Annotated in this window: 12 protein-coding genes; 2 read left to right on the top strand and 10 right to left on the bottom strand. The window is 67.5% G+C overall.

Features of this window, described 5'->3' with window-relative positions; genetic code table 11:
• Positions 1 to 4 precede the first annotated feature (4 nt).
• From gltB to pilM, 8 genes are all read right to left on the bottom strand, one after another.
• The gene (gltB, locus tag MKP05_RS02480) at positions 5 to 4453 is read right to left on the bottom strand and encodes a glutamate synthase large subunit (RefSeq protein WP_240566868.1); all 4449 of its coding nucleotides are present in this window, start codon (positions 4451 to 4453) and stop codon (positions 5 to 7) included.
• 476 nt (positions 4454 to 4929) lie between these two features.
• Positions 4930 to 6036: a 3-dehydroquinate synthase gene (aroB, locus tag MKP05_RS02475; protein WP_240566867.1), complete on the bottom strand. Its 1107-nt coding sequence runs from the start codon at positions 6034 to 6036 to the stop codon at positions 4930 to 4932.
• Between the two features lie 4 nt (positions 6037 to 6040).
• Positions 6041 to 6583, bottom strand: a complete 543-nt coding sequence (gene aroK / locus MKP05_RS02470; protein ID WP_110283002.1) for a shikimate kinase AroK — start codon at positions 6581 to 6583, stop codon at positions 6041 to 6043.
• Entirely contained in the window at positions 6583 to 8697 is a 2115-nt protein-coding gene (locus MKP05_RS02465) for a type IV pilus secretin PilQ (RefSeq protein WP_240566866.1), read from the bottom strand. Before MKP05_RS02465 ends, aroK begins: the two co-directional genes overlap by 1 nt.
• Positions 8698 to 8775: 78 nt before the next feature.
• Complete coding sequence (locus MKP05_RS02460; RefSeq protein WP_240566865.1) at positions 8776 to 9306, bottom strand: pilus assembly protein PilP; 531 nt, start codon at positions 9304 to 9306, stop codon at positions 8776 to 8778.
• Complete coding sequence (locus tag MKP05_RS02455) at positions 9303 to 9929, bottom strand: type IV pilus inner membrane component PilO (protein WP_240566864.1); 627 nt, start codon at positions 9927 to 9929, stop codon at positions 9303 to 9305. Before MKP05_RS02455 ends, MKP05_RS02460 begins: the two co-directional genes overlap by 4 nt.
• Positions 9926 to 10501 (bottom strand): PilN domain-containing protein, encoded by a 576-nt coding sequence (locus MKP05_RS02450; protein ID WP_240566863.1) that lies wholly within the window; start codon positions 10499 to 10501, stop codon positions 9926 to 9928. Before MKP05_RS02450 ends, MKP05_RS02455 begins: the two co-directional genes overlap by 4 nt.
• Positions 10498 to 11559: a type IV pilus assembly protein PilM gene (gene pilM, locus MKP05_RS02445; RefSeq protein ID WP_240566862.1), complete on the bottom strand. Its 1062-nt coding sequence runs from the start codon at positions 11557 to 11559 to the stop codon at positions 10498 to 10500. Before pilM ends, MKP05_RS02450 begins: the two co-directional genes overlap by 4 nt.
• 265 nt (positions 11560 to 11824) lie before the next feature.
• On the opposite strand from pilM, the gene MKP05_RS02440 reads away from it, so the two are divergent.
• Positions 11825 to 14353: a penicillin-binding protein 1A gene (locus MKP05_RS02440; protein WP_240566861.1), complete on the top strand. Its 2529-nt coding sequence runs from the start codon at positions 11825 to 11827 to the stop codon at positions 14351 to 14353.
• Between the two features lie 98 nt (positions 14354 to 14451).
• Positions 14452 to 15216 carry a DUF481 domain-containing protein gene (locus tag MKP05_RS02435; RefSeq protein ID WP_240566860.1) on the top strand — a complete coding sequence of 255 codons (765 nt, stop codon included), beginning with the start codon at positions 14452 to 14454 and terminating at the stop codon, positions 15214 to 15216.
• Between the two features lie 88 nt (positions 15217 to 15304).
• Here MKP05_RS02435 and MKP05_RS02430 read toward each other — a convergent pair whose 3' ends face one another.
• A complete protein-coding gene (locus MKP05_RS02430) occupies positions 15305 to 16573 on the bottom strand; it encodes a malic enzyme-like NAD(P)-binding protein (protein WP_240566859.1) in 1269 nt (422 codons plus the stop codon).
• Between the two features lie 276 nt (positions 16574 to 16849).
• Positions 16850 to 17065 (bottom strand): 50S ribosomal protein L31, encoded by a 216-nt coding sequence (gene rpmE / locus MKP05_RS02425; protein ID WP_110282993.1) that lies wholly within the window; start codon positions 17063 to 17065, stop codon positions 16850 to 16852.
• Positions 17066 to 17072: the final 7 nt, after the last annotated feature.

Genomic DNA, 17072 nt, shown 5'->3' with positions numbered 1-17072 from the left:
TGGCTTACTCGGGACGCCGACGGGATTCAGCGAGCAGGCCATTGAGGCTCGCTGCCTTGGGCTTCACCAGCCAGAAGTGGCGAATGAAGTCGCTGAAGTCCTCGAGGATCGCCTGGCCCCGGGCAGAGCCGGTCTCGGCGACGAACTCCTCGACGACCTCCCGCAGGTGACGCCGGTAGGCCTCCATGGCCTCGGTGTTCACTCGGTGGATCTCCACCAGTTCATGGTTGTACTTGTCGACGAAGGCGCGGTCCTCGTCGAGCACGTAGGCGAAGCCACCGGTCATGCCGGCACCGAAGTTGACCCCGGTCTCGCCGAGCACGCAGATCATGCCCCCGGTCATGTACTCGCAGCAGTGGTCTCCGGCTCCTTCGATCACCGCATGGACGCCGGAGTTGCGCACCCCGAAGCGCTCGCCGGCGGTGCCCGCGGCGAACAGCTTGCCGCCGGTGGCGCCATACAGGCAGGTGTTGCCGATGATCGCCGTCCGGTGGCTCTCGAACCGACTGCCCGCCGGCGGCACGATCACCACCTTGCCGCCGTTCATGCCCTTGCCGACGTAGTCGTTGGCATCGCCCTCCAGGTAGAGGTGCAGGCCGCGGGCGTTCCACACGCCGAAGCTCTGGCCGGCCACGCCCTTGAAGCGCGCGGTGATCGGCGCGTCCTCGAGCCCCTCCTCGCCATAGCGCTTGGCGATGGCGCCGGAGGTCAGCGCCGCCACGGAGCGGTCGCAGTTGGTGATGGTGAACTCGAACTCGCCACCGGACTTCGACTCGATGGCATCCTTGAGCGCCTCGAGCACCTCCTGGTTCTTGGCACCCGGGTCATGGGGCACATTGCGACTGACCCGACAGAACTGCGGGGCGTCCTCGGGCACGAAGTCGTTGGCGAGCAGCGGCGTCAGGTCGAGGTTGCGCTGCGACGGCGTGATGCCCTCGAGCACCTCGAGCAGGTCGGTGCGCCCGATCAGGTCGGTGAGCCTCCTCACCCCCAGCATGGCCATCAGCTCGCGCACCTCCTCGGCGATGAAGCGGAAGTAGTGCTTGACCATGTCGACGGTGCCGCGGAAGTGCTCGTCGCGCAGGTAGTCGTGCTGGGTAGCGACGCCGGTGGCGCAGTTGTTGAGGTGACAGATGCGCAGGTACTTGCAGCCCAGCGCCACCATGGGCGCGGTGCCGAAGCCGAAGCTCTCGGCGCCGAGGATCGCCGCCTTGACCACGTCGAGGCCGGTCTTCAGGCCACCGTCGGTCTGCAGGCGAATCTTGTCGCGCAGGCCGTTGATGCGCAGCGCCTGGTGTACCTCGGGCAGGCCCAGCTCCCAGGGAGAACCGGCATGCTTGATCGAGGTCAAGGGGCTCGCCGCGGTGCCGCCGTCATAACCGGAGACGGTGATCAGGTCGGCATAGGCCTTGGCCACGCCGGTGGCGATGGTGCCGATGCCGGGCTCGGAAACCAGCTTCACCGACACCTGGGCATCCGGATTGACCTGCTTGAGGTCGAAGATCAGCTGCGCCAGGTCCTCGATGGAGTAGATGTCGTGGTGCGGCGGCGGCGAGATCAGGGTCACGCCGGGCACCGAGTAGCGCAGCCGGGCGATCAGGTCATTGACCTTGCCGCCGGGCAGCTGGCCGCCCTCGCCGGGCTTGGCGCCCTGGGCCACCTTGATCTGCAGCACCTCGGCGTTGACCAGGTAGGCCGGGGTGACGCCGAAGCGCCCCGAGGCGATCTGCTTGATCTTGGAGGAGCGAACGGTGCCGTAGCGGGCCGGATCCTCGCCGCCCTCGCCGGAATTCGAGCGACCGCCGGCCTCGTTCATGGCCTGGGCCAGGGCCTCGTGGGCCTCCGGCGACAATGCGCCCAGCGACATGCCGGCGCTGTCGAAGCGCGGGATCAGCTCCTCGATCGCCTCGACCTCGTCGAGCGGCACCGCCTCGGCGGCCGGCTTGAGCCTGAGCAGGTCACGAATGGTGGCCGGCGCCCGCTCGTTGACCAGCGCCGCGAATTTCTTCCACTTGGCGTAGTCGCCCTCCTGCACGGCCTGCTGCAGGGCCATCACCACGTCCGGGTTGTAGGCGTGGTACTCATGGCCGTGCACGTACTTGACCAGGCCGCCCTGGGAGATGCCCTTGCGGGGAATCCAGGCATCGCGGGCGAGCCACTCCTGCTGCAGCTGCAGCTCGGCGAAGCCGGTGCCCTCGATGCGCGAGGCCATGCCGGTGAAGCACAGCTCCATCACCTCGGAGGCAAGGCCCACGGCCTCGAACAGCTGGGAGCCGCGATAGGAGGCCAGGGTCGAGATGCCCATCTTGGAGAGGATCTTGAACAGCCCCTTCTGCAACCCCTTGCGGTAATTCTCGCGGGCATCGGCCGGGTTGCCGACCAGCTCGCCGGTGCGGTGCATGTCGGCCATGACCTGGTAGGCCAGCCAGGGGAAGACGGCGGTGGCGCCCACCCCGAACAGCACCGCCATCTGGTGGGCGTCGCGGGCATAGCCGGTCTCGACCACGAGATTGGCCCGCGGGCGCAGCGCCAGGCGACCCAGGTGGTGGTGCACGGCACCGACGGCCAGGGCGGCGTGGATCGGCAGCTGCCCCTGCGCGAGGTTGGCATCCGACAGCACCAGGACCACCTTGCCGTCGCGCACCGCGGCCTCGGCCTGGCGACAGAGCTCGACGATCGCTCCCCTGAGGCCAGTCTGCTCGGGGTCATAGCCGAGCGACAGGACATGACTGGCGAAGGCGGGATCGTCCTGGTCCACCAGCGCGGAGAACTTGCGCGGCGAGAGGACCGGCGTCGTCAGGATGATGCGGTGGGCGTGGCCGGGGGTCGCCTGGAAAACGTTGAGCTCGGGCCCGATGCAGGTCTCCAGCGACATCACGATCGCTTCGCGCAGCGGGTCGATGGCCGGGTTGGTGACCTGGGCGAACTTCTGGCGGAAGTAGTCGGTGAGCAGCCGCTGCTTGCCCGACAGCACCGCCATGGGGGTGTCGTCGCCCATGGAGCCGACCGCCTCCTGGCCACTCTCGGCCAGCGGACGCAGCAGCTGGTCGCGCTCCTCGAAGCTGATCTGGAACATCTTCTGCTGCACGTTCAGCGCATCGACGCTCATGGTCTGGAAGCTGGCGAGTTCGGTGAGCGCGGACTCGAGGTAGTTGGCTTCCTGCTTCAACCAGCGCTTGTAGGGATAGGCCGACTTGAGGCGTTCGTCGATGTCGCTGGTGTGCAGCACCTCGCCGGTCTCGGTATCCACGGCCAGTATCTGGCCCGGGCCGACGCGCCCCTTGGCCACAACGTCCTCGGGCTTGTAGTCGTAGGTGCCGATCTCGGACGCCAGGGTGATGTAGCCGTTACGGGTGATCACCCAGCGGGCCGGACGCAGGCCGTTGCGGTCGAGCATGCAGACCGCCTGGCGACCATCGGTCATCACCACCCCGGCCGGGCCGTCCCAGGGCTCCATGTGCATGGAGTTGTACTCGTAGAAGGCGCGCAGGTCGCCGTCCATGATCTCGACGTTCTGCCAGGCCGGGGGCACCATCATGCGCACGGCACGGTGCAGCTCCATGCCGCCGGTCAGCAGCACCTCGAGCATGTTGTCCATGCTCGAGGAGTCGGACCCGGTGGTATTGACGATCTCCTCGAGCTCGGCGATGTCGGGCAGCCGCTCGTTGACGAAGTTCTCCTTGCGCGAGTTCGCCCAGCCCCGGTTGGCCTCGATGGTGTTGATCTCGCCGTTGTGGGCCAGCAGGCGGAACGGCTGGGCCAGCGGCCAGCGCGGCGCGGTGTTGGTGGAGAAGCGCTGGTGGAAGACGCAGATGGCGGTCTCCAGGCGTTCGTCCCCCAGGTCGCGGTAGAAGGCCGGCAGGTCCACCGGCATCACCAGCCCCTTGTAGGAGACCACTTCCGGCGACAGCGAGCAGACATAGAAGTCCTCGTCGTCGCGCAGCGCCTGCTCGGCACGCCGGCGGGCCATGTAGAGATCCACGTCGAAGTTGCCGGCATCTTCGCCACCCGGCTCGACGAACAGCTGGCGGATGCGCGGCAGGCAGTCCAGGGCCATGGGGCCGCAGACGCTCGGGTCCACCGGCACCTCGCGCCAGCCCAGCACCTTCAGGCCACGGGCCTCGAGCTCGGCCTGCAGGGTCTCGCGCCCGCGGCTCTCGCGCGCATCGTCGTCGGGCAGGAAGACCGCGCCGACCGCATACCGGCTGCCCAGCTCGACCCCGAGGGACTCCTGTGCCACCTCGCGCATGAAGGCATCCGGCATCTTCAGCAGCAGGCCGCAGCCGTCGCCGGTCTTGCCGTCGGCGGCGATGCCGCCGCGGTGGGTCATGCAGGTCAGGGATTCGATGGCGGTCTTGAGAAGGTCGTGACTGGCCTGCCCTTCCATATGGGCGATCAGGCCGAACCCGCAGTTGTCACGGAACTCGCCGGGCTGGTGAAGACCTCTGTTCATGGGCATGCCTCGGATAGGGATGTTTCTTTCTCAGCCAATGCGTGATATTCTATTTGGTTTTCTTTTTATCATTGTCACCATCGAGTGCATCGACTGCGCGGCAAAAAAGGCTAACAAGGATAGCGAGCCTGGTAGCCTCCACGCAATCATCCCGCCCCTCCCGCACCTCGAAAAACGATGGCAAATCCGGAACTTGCGACTCCCTTTCGGAAAAAAATCCCAACAAGTCAACGACTTGCAAAGCCCTTAAGCGGTTTTTAAACGAACGGGGCGAGAGATTAGACTTTAGTCTAAAATGCCACATCAACCCCATGCCGATCCGGCATACCGCATACGGATTGATGTATCGCCAGGGATTGCCGGACGGGTGACCGCCGCGCTGCCGGGCAGTGCCACCCCCTGGAAACCGCGCAGAGACGACGACGCCCGCACGTGGCGGGCGTCGACGACAAGCGATCACGGGGTCTCACCGGGATTCAGCGGCGCGGGAACTCCGCGAGCAGCGCCGTCAGCGTCTCGACGGGCGTCTCGTCATGCACGCAGGCATCCCCCAGGGCACGCAGCAGGATCAGCCGCAGACGACTGTCGAGGTTCTTCTTGTCCAGGCGCATGATGGCGAGGAAGTCGTCGACCGCCATGTCGGCCGGCACCGCCAGCGGCAGGGCCGCGGCCTCGAGGATGGCGCGCACCCTCGCCACCTCGGCCTCGGTAAGCCAGCCCAGGCGCTGCGAGAGCTCGGCGGCCATCAGCATGCCGACCCCCACCGCCTCGCCGTGCAGCCACTTGCCGTAGCCCTGGTGCGCCTCGATGGCATGCCCGAAGGTGTGCCCCAGATTGAGCAGCGCCCTCACCCCCTGCTCGGTCTCGTCCTCGGCGACGATCTCGGCCTTGAGCGCACAGCTGCGCTCGATGGCGCGGGTCAGGGCCGCGGCATCGAGGCCGCGCAGGGCGTCCATCTCCGCCTCCAGCCAGGCCAGGAAGTCGGCATCGCGGATCAGGCCGTACTTGATCACCTCGGCGAGCCCGGCCGAGAGCTCCCGCGGCGGCAGGGTGGCCAGGGTGTCGGTGTCGATCAGCACCGCCCGGGGCTGCCAGAAGGCGCCGATCATGTTCTTGCCACGCGGGTGATTCACCCCGGTCTTGCCGCCTACCGAGGAGTCCACCTGGGCCAGCAGGGTGGTCGGCACCTGGACGAAGGCCACGCCGCGCTGGTAACAGGCCGCGGCGAAGCCGACCATGTCGCCGATCACCCCACCGCCCAGGGCGACCAGGGTGCAGCGACGGTTGAAGCCGGCCTCGAGCAGGGCGTCCCAGATGCGACTGACGCTCTCCAGGGTCTTGGTCGCCTCGCCGTCGGGCAGCACCAGCTCGCGCACCTCGAGACCCTCCGGCAGGCCCCGCCTGACGCCTTCCAGGTAGAGCGGCGCCACCACCTCGTTGGTGACGATCATCACCTGGCGCCCGGCCAGGTAGGGAGCCAGCCATCGGGAGTCGCCGAGCAGGCCGGGGCCGATATGGATGGGGTAACTGCGCTCGCCCAGCGCCACCTGGAGGGTGCGCGGGGCGTCCGGGGAGTCGGTCATGGGGTCAGGCCTTGCATTGCAGGGGATCGACCAGGCGCGTGACGCGCCGCACGATCTCGTTGACCACGGCCCGCGGACCGCGGCGGTCGGTACGTACGATGATGTCGGCGGTGGCGCGGTAGAGCGGGTCGCGCAGGGCGAACATCTCGCGCAGCACCTGCTCGCGGTCGCCGCGCTGCAGCAACGGCCGGTTGCGGTCCTTGGCGGTACGCCTGAGCTGCTGCTCCACGGTGGTGAAGAGGTAGATCACGGTGCCGCGGTCGCGCAGGGCACGGCGATTCTCCTCGCGCAGCACCGCGCCCCCCCCGGTCGCGATGACCACCCCCTCGAGGTGGGTCAGCTCGTCGATCATCTGGGATTCGCGCTCGCGAAATCCCGCCTCGCCCTCGACGTCGAAGATCCAGGGGATGTCCGCGCCGCAGCGCGCCTGGATCTCGTGATCGCTGTCGAGGAAGTCGCGTGACAGTTCGGCCGCCAGCAGGCGGCCAATGGTGCTCTTGCCGGCCCCCATGGGGCCAATCAGTATCAGGTTGGGTAAGTCCAGCATCAGCGAATGGCCAGGCCGTCCTCCAGGATTCTGGGAGTGATGAAGACCAACAACTCCACTTTCTGGTTACTGCTCTCATTGAATCGGAAAAGCCGCCCCAGTACCGGAAGGTCGCCTAAGAACGGGGTCTTGGCCAGCCGGGTCAGCTCTTCAGTGGTGAGTATACCACCCAACACGACGGTCTCGCCGTTGTTGACCAACACCTGGGTCTGGATCTGGTTGGTGTCGATGGCGGGCACCCCGCCGAACTCCTGATCGGCGACGGTATCGTTGTTGATCATCAGGTCCATGATGATGCGGTTGTCCGGGGTGATCTGCGGGGTCACCTCCAGCGACAGCACCGCGTCCTTGAACTCCACGTTGGTCGCCCCGCTGGAGGTCGACTCCTGAAAGGGAATCTCCTGGCCCTGCTTAATCACCGCAGTGCGCTGGTTGGCGGTGATCACCCGCGGCTGGGAGATGGTCTGGCTCTTGTTCTCGCTCTCCAGCGCCCGCAGTTCGAGATCGAGCAGGATATCGCCGGACAGGTAACCGAAGGCCAGGGAGGTGAGGGGATCACGCCCATCGCCGCCAAGATCCACCGCCAGGCCGCCACGCGGAATCCGGACCAGTTCATCCGCGACAGGATCGAAGAAGACCTGATTGGGGTTATCGCCTGTGGCGGCGCCACCCAGATTGAAACCCTGCCGCGGGCCACCATCGCCCGCCCTGCCGCGATTCGAGGAAACCCCCCAGTTGACGCCCAGCTCCCGGGTGACGCCTTCACGGGCGATGACGATGCGCGCCTCGATCTGGACCTGGCGCACCGCCACGTCCAACTGGTCGAGGGTGCGCAGGATCTCGTCGATCTGCTCGGCGGTGTCCTGGATCAGCAGGGTGTTGGTGCGCTGGTCCACGGCCACCCGGCCACGCTCCGAGAGCAGGCCGAACCCCTCACCGCCGCGCAGCAGTTGCGCCAGGTCGTCCGCCTTGGCATAGCGCACCTGGACATACTCCGAGGTCAGCGGCGCCAGGGTCTCCATCTGGCTGCGCGCCTCGAGCTCCTGGCGCTCCATGTCGGCGAGCTCGGCGGCCGGCGCCACCACGATGACGTTGCCCTCCTGGCGGCTGGCCAGGCCATGGCTCTTGAGCACCAGGTCCAGGGCCTGGTCCCAGGGCACGTCCTGGAGGTTGAGGGTCACGCGCCCGGTGACGCTGTCGCTGGCCACCAGGTTGAGACCGGTGAAGTCGGCGATGATTGCCAGCACCGAGCGGACCTCGATGTCCTGGAAGTTGAGAGTGATGCGCTCGCCGGTGTAGGCGAACTGGTCGCGGACGCGCTGCTCGCGCTCCGCCGGGGTCACCGGCTGGGCCTCGATGGTCAGCCGGCGGCCGCTCTGGGTGGCGACCATGGCGAACTCGCTACTGGCCTCGATGTCCAGGGTCACGCCGTCGCGGCCGACCCGCGGCGTGATGCGCCGCAGCGGGGTACCGAAGTCGCTGACGTCGTAGACCTGGTTCAGGGCGTCGGGCAGCTCGACGCCGCGCAGGTCGGCGGTGATGCGATGGCGGCCGGCTTCGCGCACCCGCGCGTCGACGCCGGCACGGTCGAAGGTGATGATCAGCCGCCCGGCCCCGCCGTCGCCGCGGCGGAAGTCGATGTTCTCGATGCCGGGACCACCGACACTGGCCGGTGCCGGGCGCGATTCGCTGCCCGGGGCGGTCTCGGGGGCGGCCTCGGCGACCGGGGTGGCCACGCCGCCACCGATGGAGAGCCGCAGCCGGTCACCCTGCTGACGGGTGTTGTAGGGCAGCGGCCCCGCCAGGTCGAAGACCAGCCGGGTCCGGGAGCCGGCCTCCAGGGCGGTGACCTGCTCGACCCCGCCGATGCCGAGGTCGAAACGACGCTGATCGAGCCGACTGGAGGTATCCATCAGGTCGATGGTCAACCGGGCGGGATCGTCGAGCCGGTAGCCACGCACCTCGGGCACCGGTCCAGTGAAGCTCAGGTCCACTTCCAGCTCGCCGCCGCTGCCCTGGCGGAAGTCCAGCTCGTCCAGGGTGGAGGCCGCCAGGGCCACCGAGGAGACCGCCAGCAGCACCAGTGCCGCGAGTCCACGCATCGTCTGTGTCATCATTCCCTTCCCCCGCTGCAGTGTCGCCCGCCCCTGCGCGGCGCGACGACACCCCTGTTATCGGTTCTTCAAGCGCTGTCAGTCATCCAGCGACAGTCGTGTGCTGCGCTCGATCCAGCCACCGCGCCCCGTCGGCACCACTTCGACCAGTTGCACCGAGGCGCCCGTGATGCTGATGATGCGCCCGAAATCGCTGCCCAGGTAGTCGCCGACCCGCAGGCGATACACCTGACCGTCCGGTGCCCGCACCAGGGCCGAGGGTTGCCCACCCACCTGCAGGGTGCCCACCAGGTCGAGCTCGCCGAGCCCGTAGGCCTCCAGCGGCTCACGGGCCCGGGTCAAGTCCGGCGCCAGGCCCTCGGAGCCCCGGGGCGGCTGTTCCGCCTCCGGCAGCTGGGCGATGAAGGGGCTGCGCCGGCCGGCCTCGTCATAGGGCACCGCCTCGTACTCGGGAATCTCGGGCAGCTCCACCCGCGGCACCTGGCCGGGGTCGTTGCGGATCGCCGCGAGCTCGCGATCGAGGTCGCCCAGCTCGGGATCGGCACAACCGGCCAGCAGCATCACCAGCAGGCCGCCGGCGGGCCCCAACACCCTGCGCGCCGCGTTCATGGTGCCTCCTCTTCGCTCGGCCGGTAGCTGTAGGTCCGGGCCAGCATCGACAACTGCAGACGCTGGCCGCTGCCGCCTTCGGCGGGCGCCAGGGTGAAGTCGTGCTGGGTGACGATGCGTGGCAAGCCAGCGACACCCGCCAGGAAGGCCGCCACCCGATGGTAGTCACCCTGCACCTGGATATCGAAGGGCTGCTCGATGTAATGCTCCTGTGTCACCGGGCTGCGCAGGCGAATGGAGTCGATGGCCAGCTGGTTGTCGATGGCCGTTTCGCTGATGTCGTCGATCAGCGACGGTATCTCGGCACCGCTGGGCAGCATCTCCCGCAGTGTCTCCATGCGTACCTCTAGCCTGGCCATCTCTTCACGCATCACGGGCAGGTTGGCGGCCTGGGAAGCCTTGCTCTGGTAGTCGCGCAGCAGCTGGCGCTCCTCGGCCCGCATCCGGTCCAGCTCCTCGGCCCTGGGCGCCGCCAGGTACCAGTGCATGCCGGCAAAGGTCAGACCCAGGGCCAGCAGGCAGCAGATCAGCTGCAGCGACCAGGGCCAGCCGCCGGCCTCCTTGATGTCCAGTTCGCGCCAGTCCAGTGCACGCAACCGGCGCAGTTCCCCCTTGAGGCTCATGGCACCTCCTGTGCATTCTCGCCCGGATCGCCGGCCGGCATGTGCTGGCTCATGCTCAGGCTGAAGCGGCGGCGCTGACCATCTTCCCCGGTTTCCACCTCGGAGAGCATCGGTACCGAGAAGGCGTCGGTCGCCGCCAGGGCGCGCAGCTGGTCGGAGACCTGGCGATTGTTCTCGGCCAGGCCGACCAGCCGCAGGCTGCCCTGCTCACGAGAGAGCCGGGTGTAGTGCACTCCGTCGACCAGGCTGGTGACGAGATCGCTGAACACATGGACCGTCTGGGCGCGCCCCATCTGCAGGTCGGTGAAGACCTGGACCTGCTCGAGCATGCGCTCGCGGATCGCCTCCAGCTCGCTGAGCTCGAGGATGGCGGTGTCGAGCTGCCGGCTCTGGGCCTGGATATGGGCATTGCGCTGCTGCTGGGCCTCGAGCTGCTGTTCGTAGTGCCAGGTCATGCCGTAGCCGCCGCCGAGCCCCAGCACCGCCATCAACCCCAGCGCCAGGAAGAAACGCTTGCTGCGGCGGGCGCGAACCTCCTCCCGCCAGGGCAGCAGATTGATCTCGATGGTCATGGGCGGGACCTCATCGCCAGGCCGCAGGCCGTGAGCATGGCCGGGGCGTCACCGGCCAGGGTCTGCACGTCGATGCGGGTGTTGACCTTCATGCGCTGCAGGGGATTGGCGATCACCACCTCCATGCCGCTTTCCTGGCCCAGGCGCTCGGCCAGGCCGGGGATCACACTGGAGCCACCGGCCAGCACCATGCGCCGCACCTCGTGCTTGCGTCCGGCGGTGTAGTAGAGTTGCAGGGAACGGCCGACCTGTTGCACCAGGGTGTCGAGGAAGGGGTCGAGCACACTGCGCTGGTAATCCTCGGGCAATCCCCCGCGCTTCTTGGCCAGGCCCGCCTCTTCCAGGCTCAACCCGTAGCGATTGCGGATCTCCTCGGTGAGCTGGCGACCGCCGAAGACGGTATCGCGGCTGTAGACGATGCGCCCTTCGCGCAGTACATGGAAGGCATTCATGGTGGCACCGATGTCCACCAGGGCGACGCAGTCCTCCTCGCCCCCGGCGACCGGCAACTGATGGCGCAGCTCGGTGAAGGCACGCTCCATGGCGAAGGTCTCCACATCCACCGCCCCGGGGGTCAAGCCGGCCTGCAGCAGGGCGTCGGTCAGCTGGCCGACGTCCTGCTGGCGACAGGCCACCAGCAGCACGTCCTGCTGGTCACCGTAACGGGCATTGAGGCCCAGGCGCTGGAAGTCGAAGGCGACTTCGCTGAACGGAAAGGGGATATGCTTGTCGGATTCGAGTTGGATGCGCGCCTCGATCTCGTCGTCGTTGAGCGAGGCGGGCAGGGTCAGGGTCTTGGTGATCGCCGCGCTGGCCGGCACCGCCACCGCGGCGCGGCGCGAGTTCGGCCGGGCCTGCTGGACCGCGCGCGCGAGGGCGTCGACCACTTCGCCCATGTCGCGGATCCGCCGCTCGACCACCGCACCCTCGCGCAGGGGACGGACGGCATAGCTGTCGACCTGGTAGTGGGCGCCGGTTCGCTTGAGTTCGATGAGCTTGACGGTGGCCGAGGTGATATCGACACCAATCAGTCCCTTGCCGGATGCTCTGAGTCGCATCTAGGTCATGCCCCTGCCTGATCCATGCGGCTTGCCGCTCATTATGGTATTTCATCCCTCGGCGTGGGAGGAATGGATGATGGAAATCATACCCCGCTCTGTAATCAGAGGTTACATGATATTGCCAACCCACACACGGCAAACCCTGTCGCCAAACATCAACGCTGGTGGCCGCCCGCCCAGCTTCCTATAATGGCGGCGCAAAGGAAAACCCCCTATATCGCCGCCAGACTGCTCCAGTTCTCATCACGGATACCGCGATTTCATGAAGTTTCTCAGAACCCTGATCTTTTCGGCCGCGTGGCTGCTGATCTCGCTCACCGCCGCCACGGTCCTGAGCGTGGTGGGTGCCGCCCTCTATTTCGCTCCAGGCCTGCCCGATGTCCGCCAGTTGCAGGACTTCGAGCTGCACACCCCGCTGCGCATCTTCACGCGCGACGGCAAGCTGATCGGCGAGTTCGGCGATGAGCGCCGCATGCCCGTAGAGTTCGACGAGATCCCGCCGGAGATGGTCCAGGCCCTCCTGGCGGCCGAGGACTCGGGGTTCTTCGAGCATCGCGGCGTCGACCCCCGTGGCCTGGCCCGGGCCGCCTTCGAGCTGGTCTCCAGCGGCGGCGACATCCAGTCCGGCGGCTCCACCATCACCATGCAGGTGGCGCGCAACTACCTGCTGACCCTCGACCGCACCTTCACCCGCAAGATCCGCGAGATCCTGCTGGCCCTGCAGATGGAGCAGATCCTCTCCAAGGAGGAGATCCTCGAGCTCTACGTCAACAAGATCTTCCTCGGTCATCGCGCCTATGGCATCGCCGCGGCGTCCGAGACCTACTACGACCGCCCTCTCGGCGAGCTGACCCTGGCCGAGAAGGCGATGATCGCCGGCCTGCCCAAGGCACCCTCCTCCTTCAACCCGCTGGCCAACCCCGAGCGCTCGCTGATCCGCCGCAACTGGATCCTGTTCCGCATGCGCGAGCTGGGCCATATCGACCAGGCGGCCTACGACGAGGCGGTGCAGGCGCCGATCACCGCCCGGCGCCACATCACCCGCCCGGAAGTCGATGCCGAGTACGTGGCCGAAATGGCTCGCCAGTTCGCCCTCGAGCGCTTCGGCGAGGAGGCCTACACCGGAGGGTATCGCATTCACACCACCCTCGACAGCGACCTTCAGCCCTACGCGCAACGCGCCCTGGCCGATGGCCTGATCGCCTACGACACCCGCCACGGCTGGCGCGGCCCCGAGGAGCGCGATATCCCGCCGAGCCTGGTGGAGGCCCAGGACCGCACCGAGCGCCGGGGGCTCGAGGAGGAGCTGTCCGAGTCACCCGAGGTGATGCAGACCGCCCGCCGTGCCGCCGAACGCAGCCAGACCGAGATCGAGGGCATCGACGGCGACGTCAGCAACTGGTTGCAGGTGCTCGAGCGCACTCCCGGGTTCGGCCCGCTGCAACCGGCCATCGTGGTGGCCAGCGAGGGCCGCGAGATGCAGGTCATGGCCCGCGGCGGCGAGCTGCATACCATCGACTGGGACGGCCTGAGCTGGGCTCGCCCCCATCTCAGCCCCAGGAGTCGCGGCCCCGAGCCGGGCTCCGCCGCCGAGATCGCCGAGCCCGGCGACCTGGTGCGCATCCTCGCCCGGGAAGACGGCAGCCATCGCCTCTCCCAGCGCCCCGACGCCGAGGGCTCGCTGGTGGTGATGGAACCCGACACCGGCGCCATCCTCGCCCTCCAGGGCGGCTTCGACTTCAACGCCAGCAAGTTCAACCGCGCGGTGCAGGCCCAGCGCCAGTCCGGCTCGATCTTCAAGCCCTTCGTCTACCTGGCCGCCCTCGACAGCGGCCTGATGACCGCCGCCAGCGTGGTCAACGACGCCCCGGTGGTGCTGGAGGACGGCAGCAACGAGCTGTGGCGCCCGGTCAACTCCAGCCGGGACTTCCTCGGTCCCACGCGACTGCGGGTGGCCCTGGCCCGTTCGCGCAACCTGGTCACCATCCGCGTGCTGCAGCAGGTCGGCATGGATGCCACCCTCGACTTCCTCAAGGGCTTCGGCTTCGCCGAGGGTCGCCTGCCCAATGGGCTGTCGCTGGCGCTGGGCAGCGCCGACCTGACGCCGCTGGAGATGACCAACGCCTATGCGGTACTGGCCAACGGCGGCTTCCAGGTCTCCCCCTGGTTCATCGAGCGCATCACCCGCGGCGACGACAGCAACGTGCTGGACGAGGCGCTGCCGAAGGTCGCCTGTCGTGACTGCCGCGATGGCCAGAGCGAGGTGGAGATCGAGGGACGTCGCCACCCGGTGGCCCCGCGCGTGGCCGACCCCACCGCCATCTACATCCTGCGCGACATGCTGCGCGACGTGATCGAGAACGGCACCGGTCGCGCCGCCCTGGAACTGGAACGCGACGACCTCGTCGGCAAGACCGGCACCACCAACGGCTACCGTGACGCCTGGTTTGCCGGCTACAACAGCGATCTGGTGACCACCGTCTGGGTGGGCAAGGACGACAACGAGACCATCGCCGAGTACGGCGGCAATGCCGCCCTGCCGATCTGGATCGACTTCATGGGCGCGGCCCTCGAGGGCCGCGCCGAGGCGATGCCCAGCCCCCCGACCGACCTGGTGACCGCCCGCGTCGACCCCCAGACCGGCCGACGCCTGCCTGACGGCGAGACGGGCGGCATCAGCGAGATCTTCCACCCCGACCACCTGCCCGACTACCAGTCGCGGCGCGTCGACCGCGAGGTCGAACAGCGCAGCGGCTCGCAGGGCACCGGCGCCTACGAGGCCATCTTCTGAGAAAGCGCGCCAGGCGGCAGGGACGCCGCCCCTTTCATCTGCCAACCGCGAGCGCCGCCTTCGGCGGCCCCGACAACCGGCAACCCACGGAGACCGATATGCCGCGTCTTGCGACGAGCCGCTCCCGACCCTCATGGTGGGCACTGTGCGGCCTGCTGGCGGCCGCCGGCAGTGCACAGGCCAGCCCCTTCTATGCCCCGCCGCCCCCCGAAGAGGACGCCAAGTCCTTCAGCGGCGACGCCGAGCTGGGCTATACCCGGCTTTCCGGCAACACCGACAACCAGACCCTGATCGGCAAGAGCCGCCTGACCTGGCTGACCGGCCGGTGGACCCACACCCTGCGCGGCGAGGCGCGCAACGTCGCCCGCAACGGTGAGACCAGTGGCGAGCGCTACCTGCTGTCCGGGCGCGAGCGCTACGACCTCGAGGGGCCCCACTACCTGTTCGGCTTCGCGCGCTGGGAAAAGGACCGCTTCAGCGGTTTCGACCTGCAGTTCACCACCATCGGTGGCTATGGCCGTGACCTGGTCGACACCGAGCGCCAGCGACTCTCGCTGGAGGCCGGTCCGGGCGTTCGCCACGACCGCATCCAGGAGGAGGAGAACGAAACCCTGGCGGTGGCCTACGGCGCCATGGCCTACGAGTACGAGATCTCCGACACCTCGGCGCTGACGCAGGAGCTCTCGGTGGAGGGCACCGACGACAACACCACCTCCCGTTCGCTGTCGTCGCTCACCGCCCGCCTCAACTCGCACCTGGCGCTGAAGCTCTCCCACGAGATCAAGCACAACTCCCAGCCACCCGAGGCCGCCATGGCCCGCACCGACCACACCACCAGCGCCTCGGTGCTCTACGACTGGTAGCCGCTGGCCATGTCAGCAGCCACGAACGACGCCGCCGGCCCGAGGGCCGGCGGCGTCGTGTCGCGGGTCTAACGTCGGTCAGCAGCGGTCATCCACCATAGACGTCGTCCACGGTGGCCAGCGGGTAGTGGGAAGGATAGGGCTTGCGCGCCACCCCGGAATCCACCGCCGCCTGGGCCACCGCCGAGGAGATGCGCTCGAGCAGGCGCACGTCCACGGGGGTCGGGATGATGTACTCGGGGCCGAAGCTCATGCTCTCCTGCTCGTAGGCCTCCAGCACCGCCTGGGGCACCGGCTCGCGAGCCAGGTCCTTGAGCGCATGCACGGCCGCCACCTTCATCTCCTCGTTGATGCGGGTCGCCCGCACGTCCAGGGCACCGCGGAAGATGAACGGGAAGCCCAGCACGTTGTTGACCTGATTCGGGTAGTCGGAGCGACCGGTGGCCATGATCACGTCGGGGCGCGTCTCGCGGGCCAGCTCGGGATCGATCTCGGGGTCCGGGTTGGTGCAGGCGAAGACCACCGGGGTCGGGGCCATCTTGCGGATATGGTCGGCGGTCATCAGCCCCGGGCCGGACAGGCCGACGAACACATCGGCGCCGTCGATGGCGTCATCCAGGGTGCGCTTGTCGGTGTCGACGGCGAACATCGCCTTGTACTGGTTGAGATCCTCGCGCCCGGTATGGATCACGCCCTTGCGGTCGAGCATCACGATGTTCTCGGGGTGTGCCCCGCAGGAGACCAGCAGCTTCATGCAGGCGATCGCCGCGGCACCGGCGCCCAGGCAGACGATGCGCGCGCTGTCCAGCGACTTGCCGGCGATGTCCAGGGCATTGAGCATGCCCGCCGCGGTGACGATGGCGGTGCCGTGCTGGTCGTCATGGAAGACCGGAATGTTGCACTGCTCGATCAGCGCCTGCTCGATCTCGAAGCACTCCGGCGCCTTGATGTCCTCGAGGTTGATGCCACCCCAGGTATCGGCGATGCGTGCCACGGTGTCGATGAACGCCTGGGGGCTCTCGGCGTTGACCTCGATGTCCACCGAGTTGATGCCGGCAAAGCGCTTGAACAGCACGCCCTTGCCCTCCATCACCGGCTTGCTCGCCAGCGGCCCGAGATTGCCCAGGCCGAGGATGGCGCTGCCATCGGAAATCACCGCCACCAGGTTTCCCTTGCCGGTATAGAGGTAGGCATTTTCCGGATCACGGGCAATCTCGCGGACAGGCTCGGCCACGCCCGGGCTGTAGGCCAGGGACAGATCCCGAGCAGTGGCGGTGGGCTTGGTCAGTTCCACCGACAGCTTTCCGGGAATGGGATTCGCGTGGTAGTCAAGCGCCGCCTTTCTTGAGTCTGTCATGCTCTCGATCCGGTCAGGTGATTTAGGGGGCAGCCAGAGTATAGAAAAAACTTCCACACCTCAACTGGGCAGATTTTCCCACCTTTTGTACGCTCGTTTGATGGCGTTTGCAGACATTTGTTGCAACTTGTACCCGATACGATCAGCCATAATGCATCGCTTATCATGCCGCCACCAGACGCAGGAGAAAAAAAGACCCGCCTCGATGGGCGGGTCTCTCTCGACGGTCGACCTCGACGGTCGACCTCGACGGCCGGGACCGTGACGGGGCGATGATCAGCCCCGCTTGATGGCGGCACCGAAGCGCTTGTTGAAGCGCTCGACGCGACCGCCGGTGGTCGCCTGCTTCTGCTTGCCGGTGTAGAAGGGGTGGCACTGCGAGCAGACGTCCAGGGACAGGTCGTGACCCACGGTGGAGCCGACCTCGAAGGTGGCGCCGCAGGAACAGGTCGCGGTGACCGTCTTGTAATCCGGGTGGATACCTTGTTTCATCTTGAGC

The organism is Halomonas flagellata (assembly GCF_022487945.1).
GTDB classification, from domain to species: domain Bacteria; phylum Pseudomonadota; class Gammaproteobacteria; order Pseudomonadales; family Halomonadaceae; genus Halomonas; species Halomonas flagellata.
The sequence above is the reverse complement of the archived record's forward strand: the minus strand, read 5'-3'. Positions and strand labels throughout refer to the sequence as shown.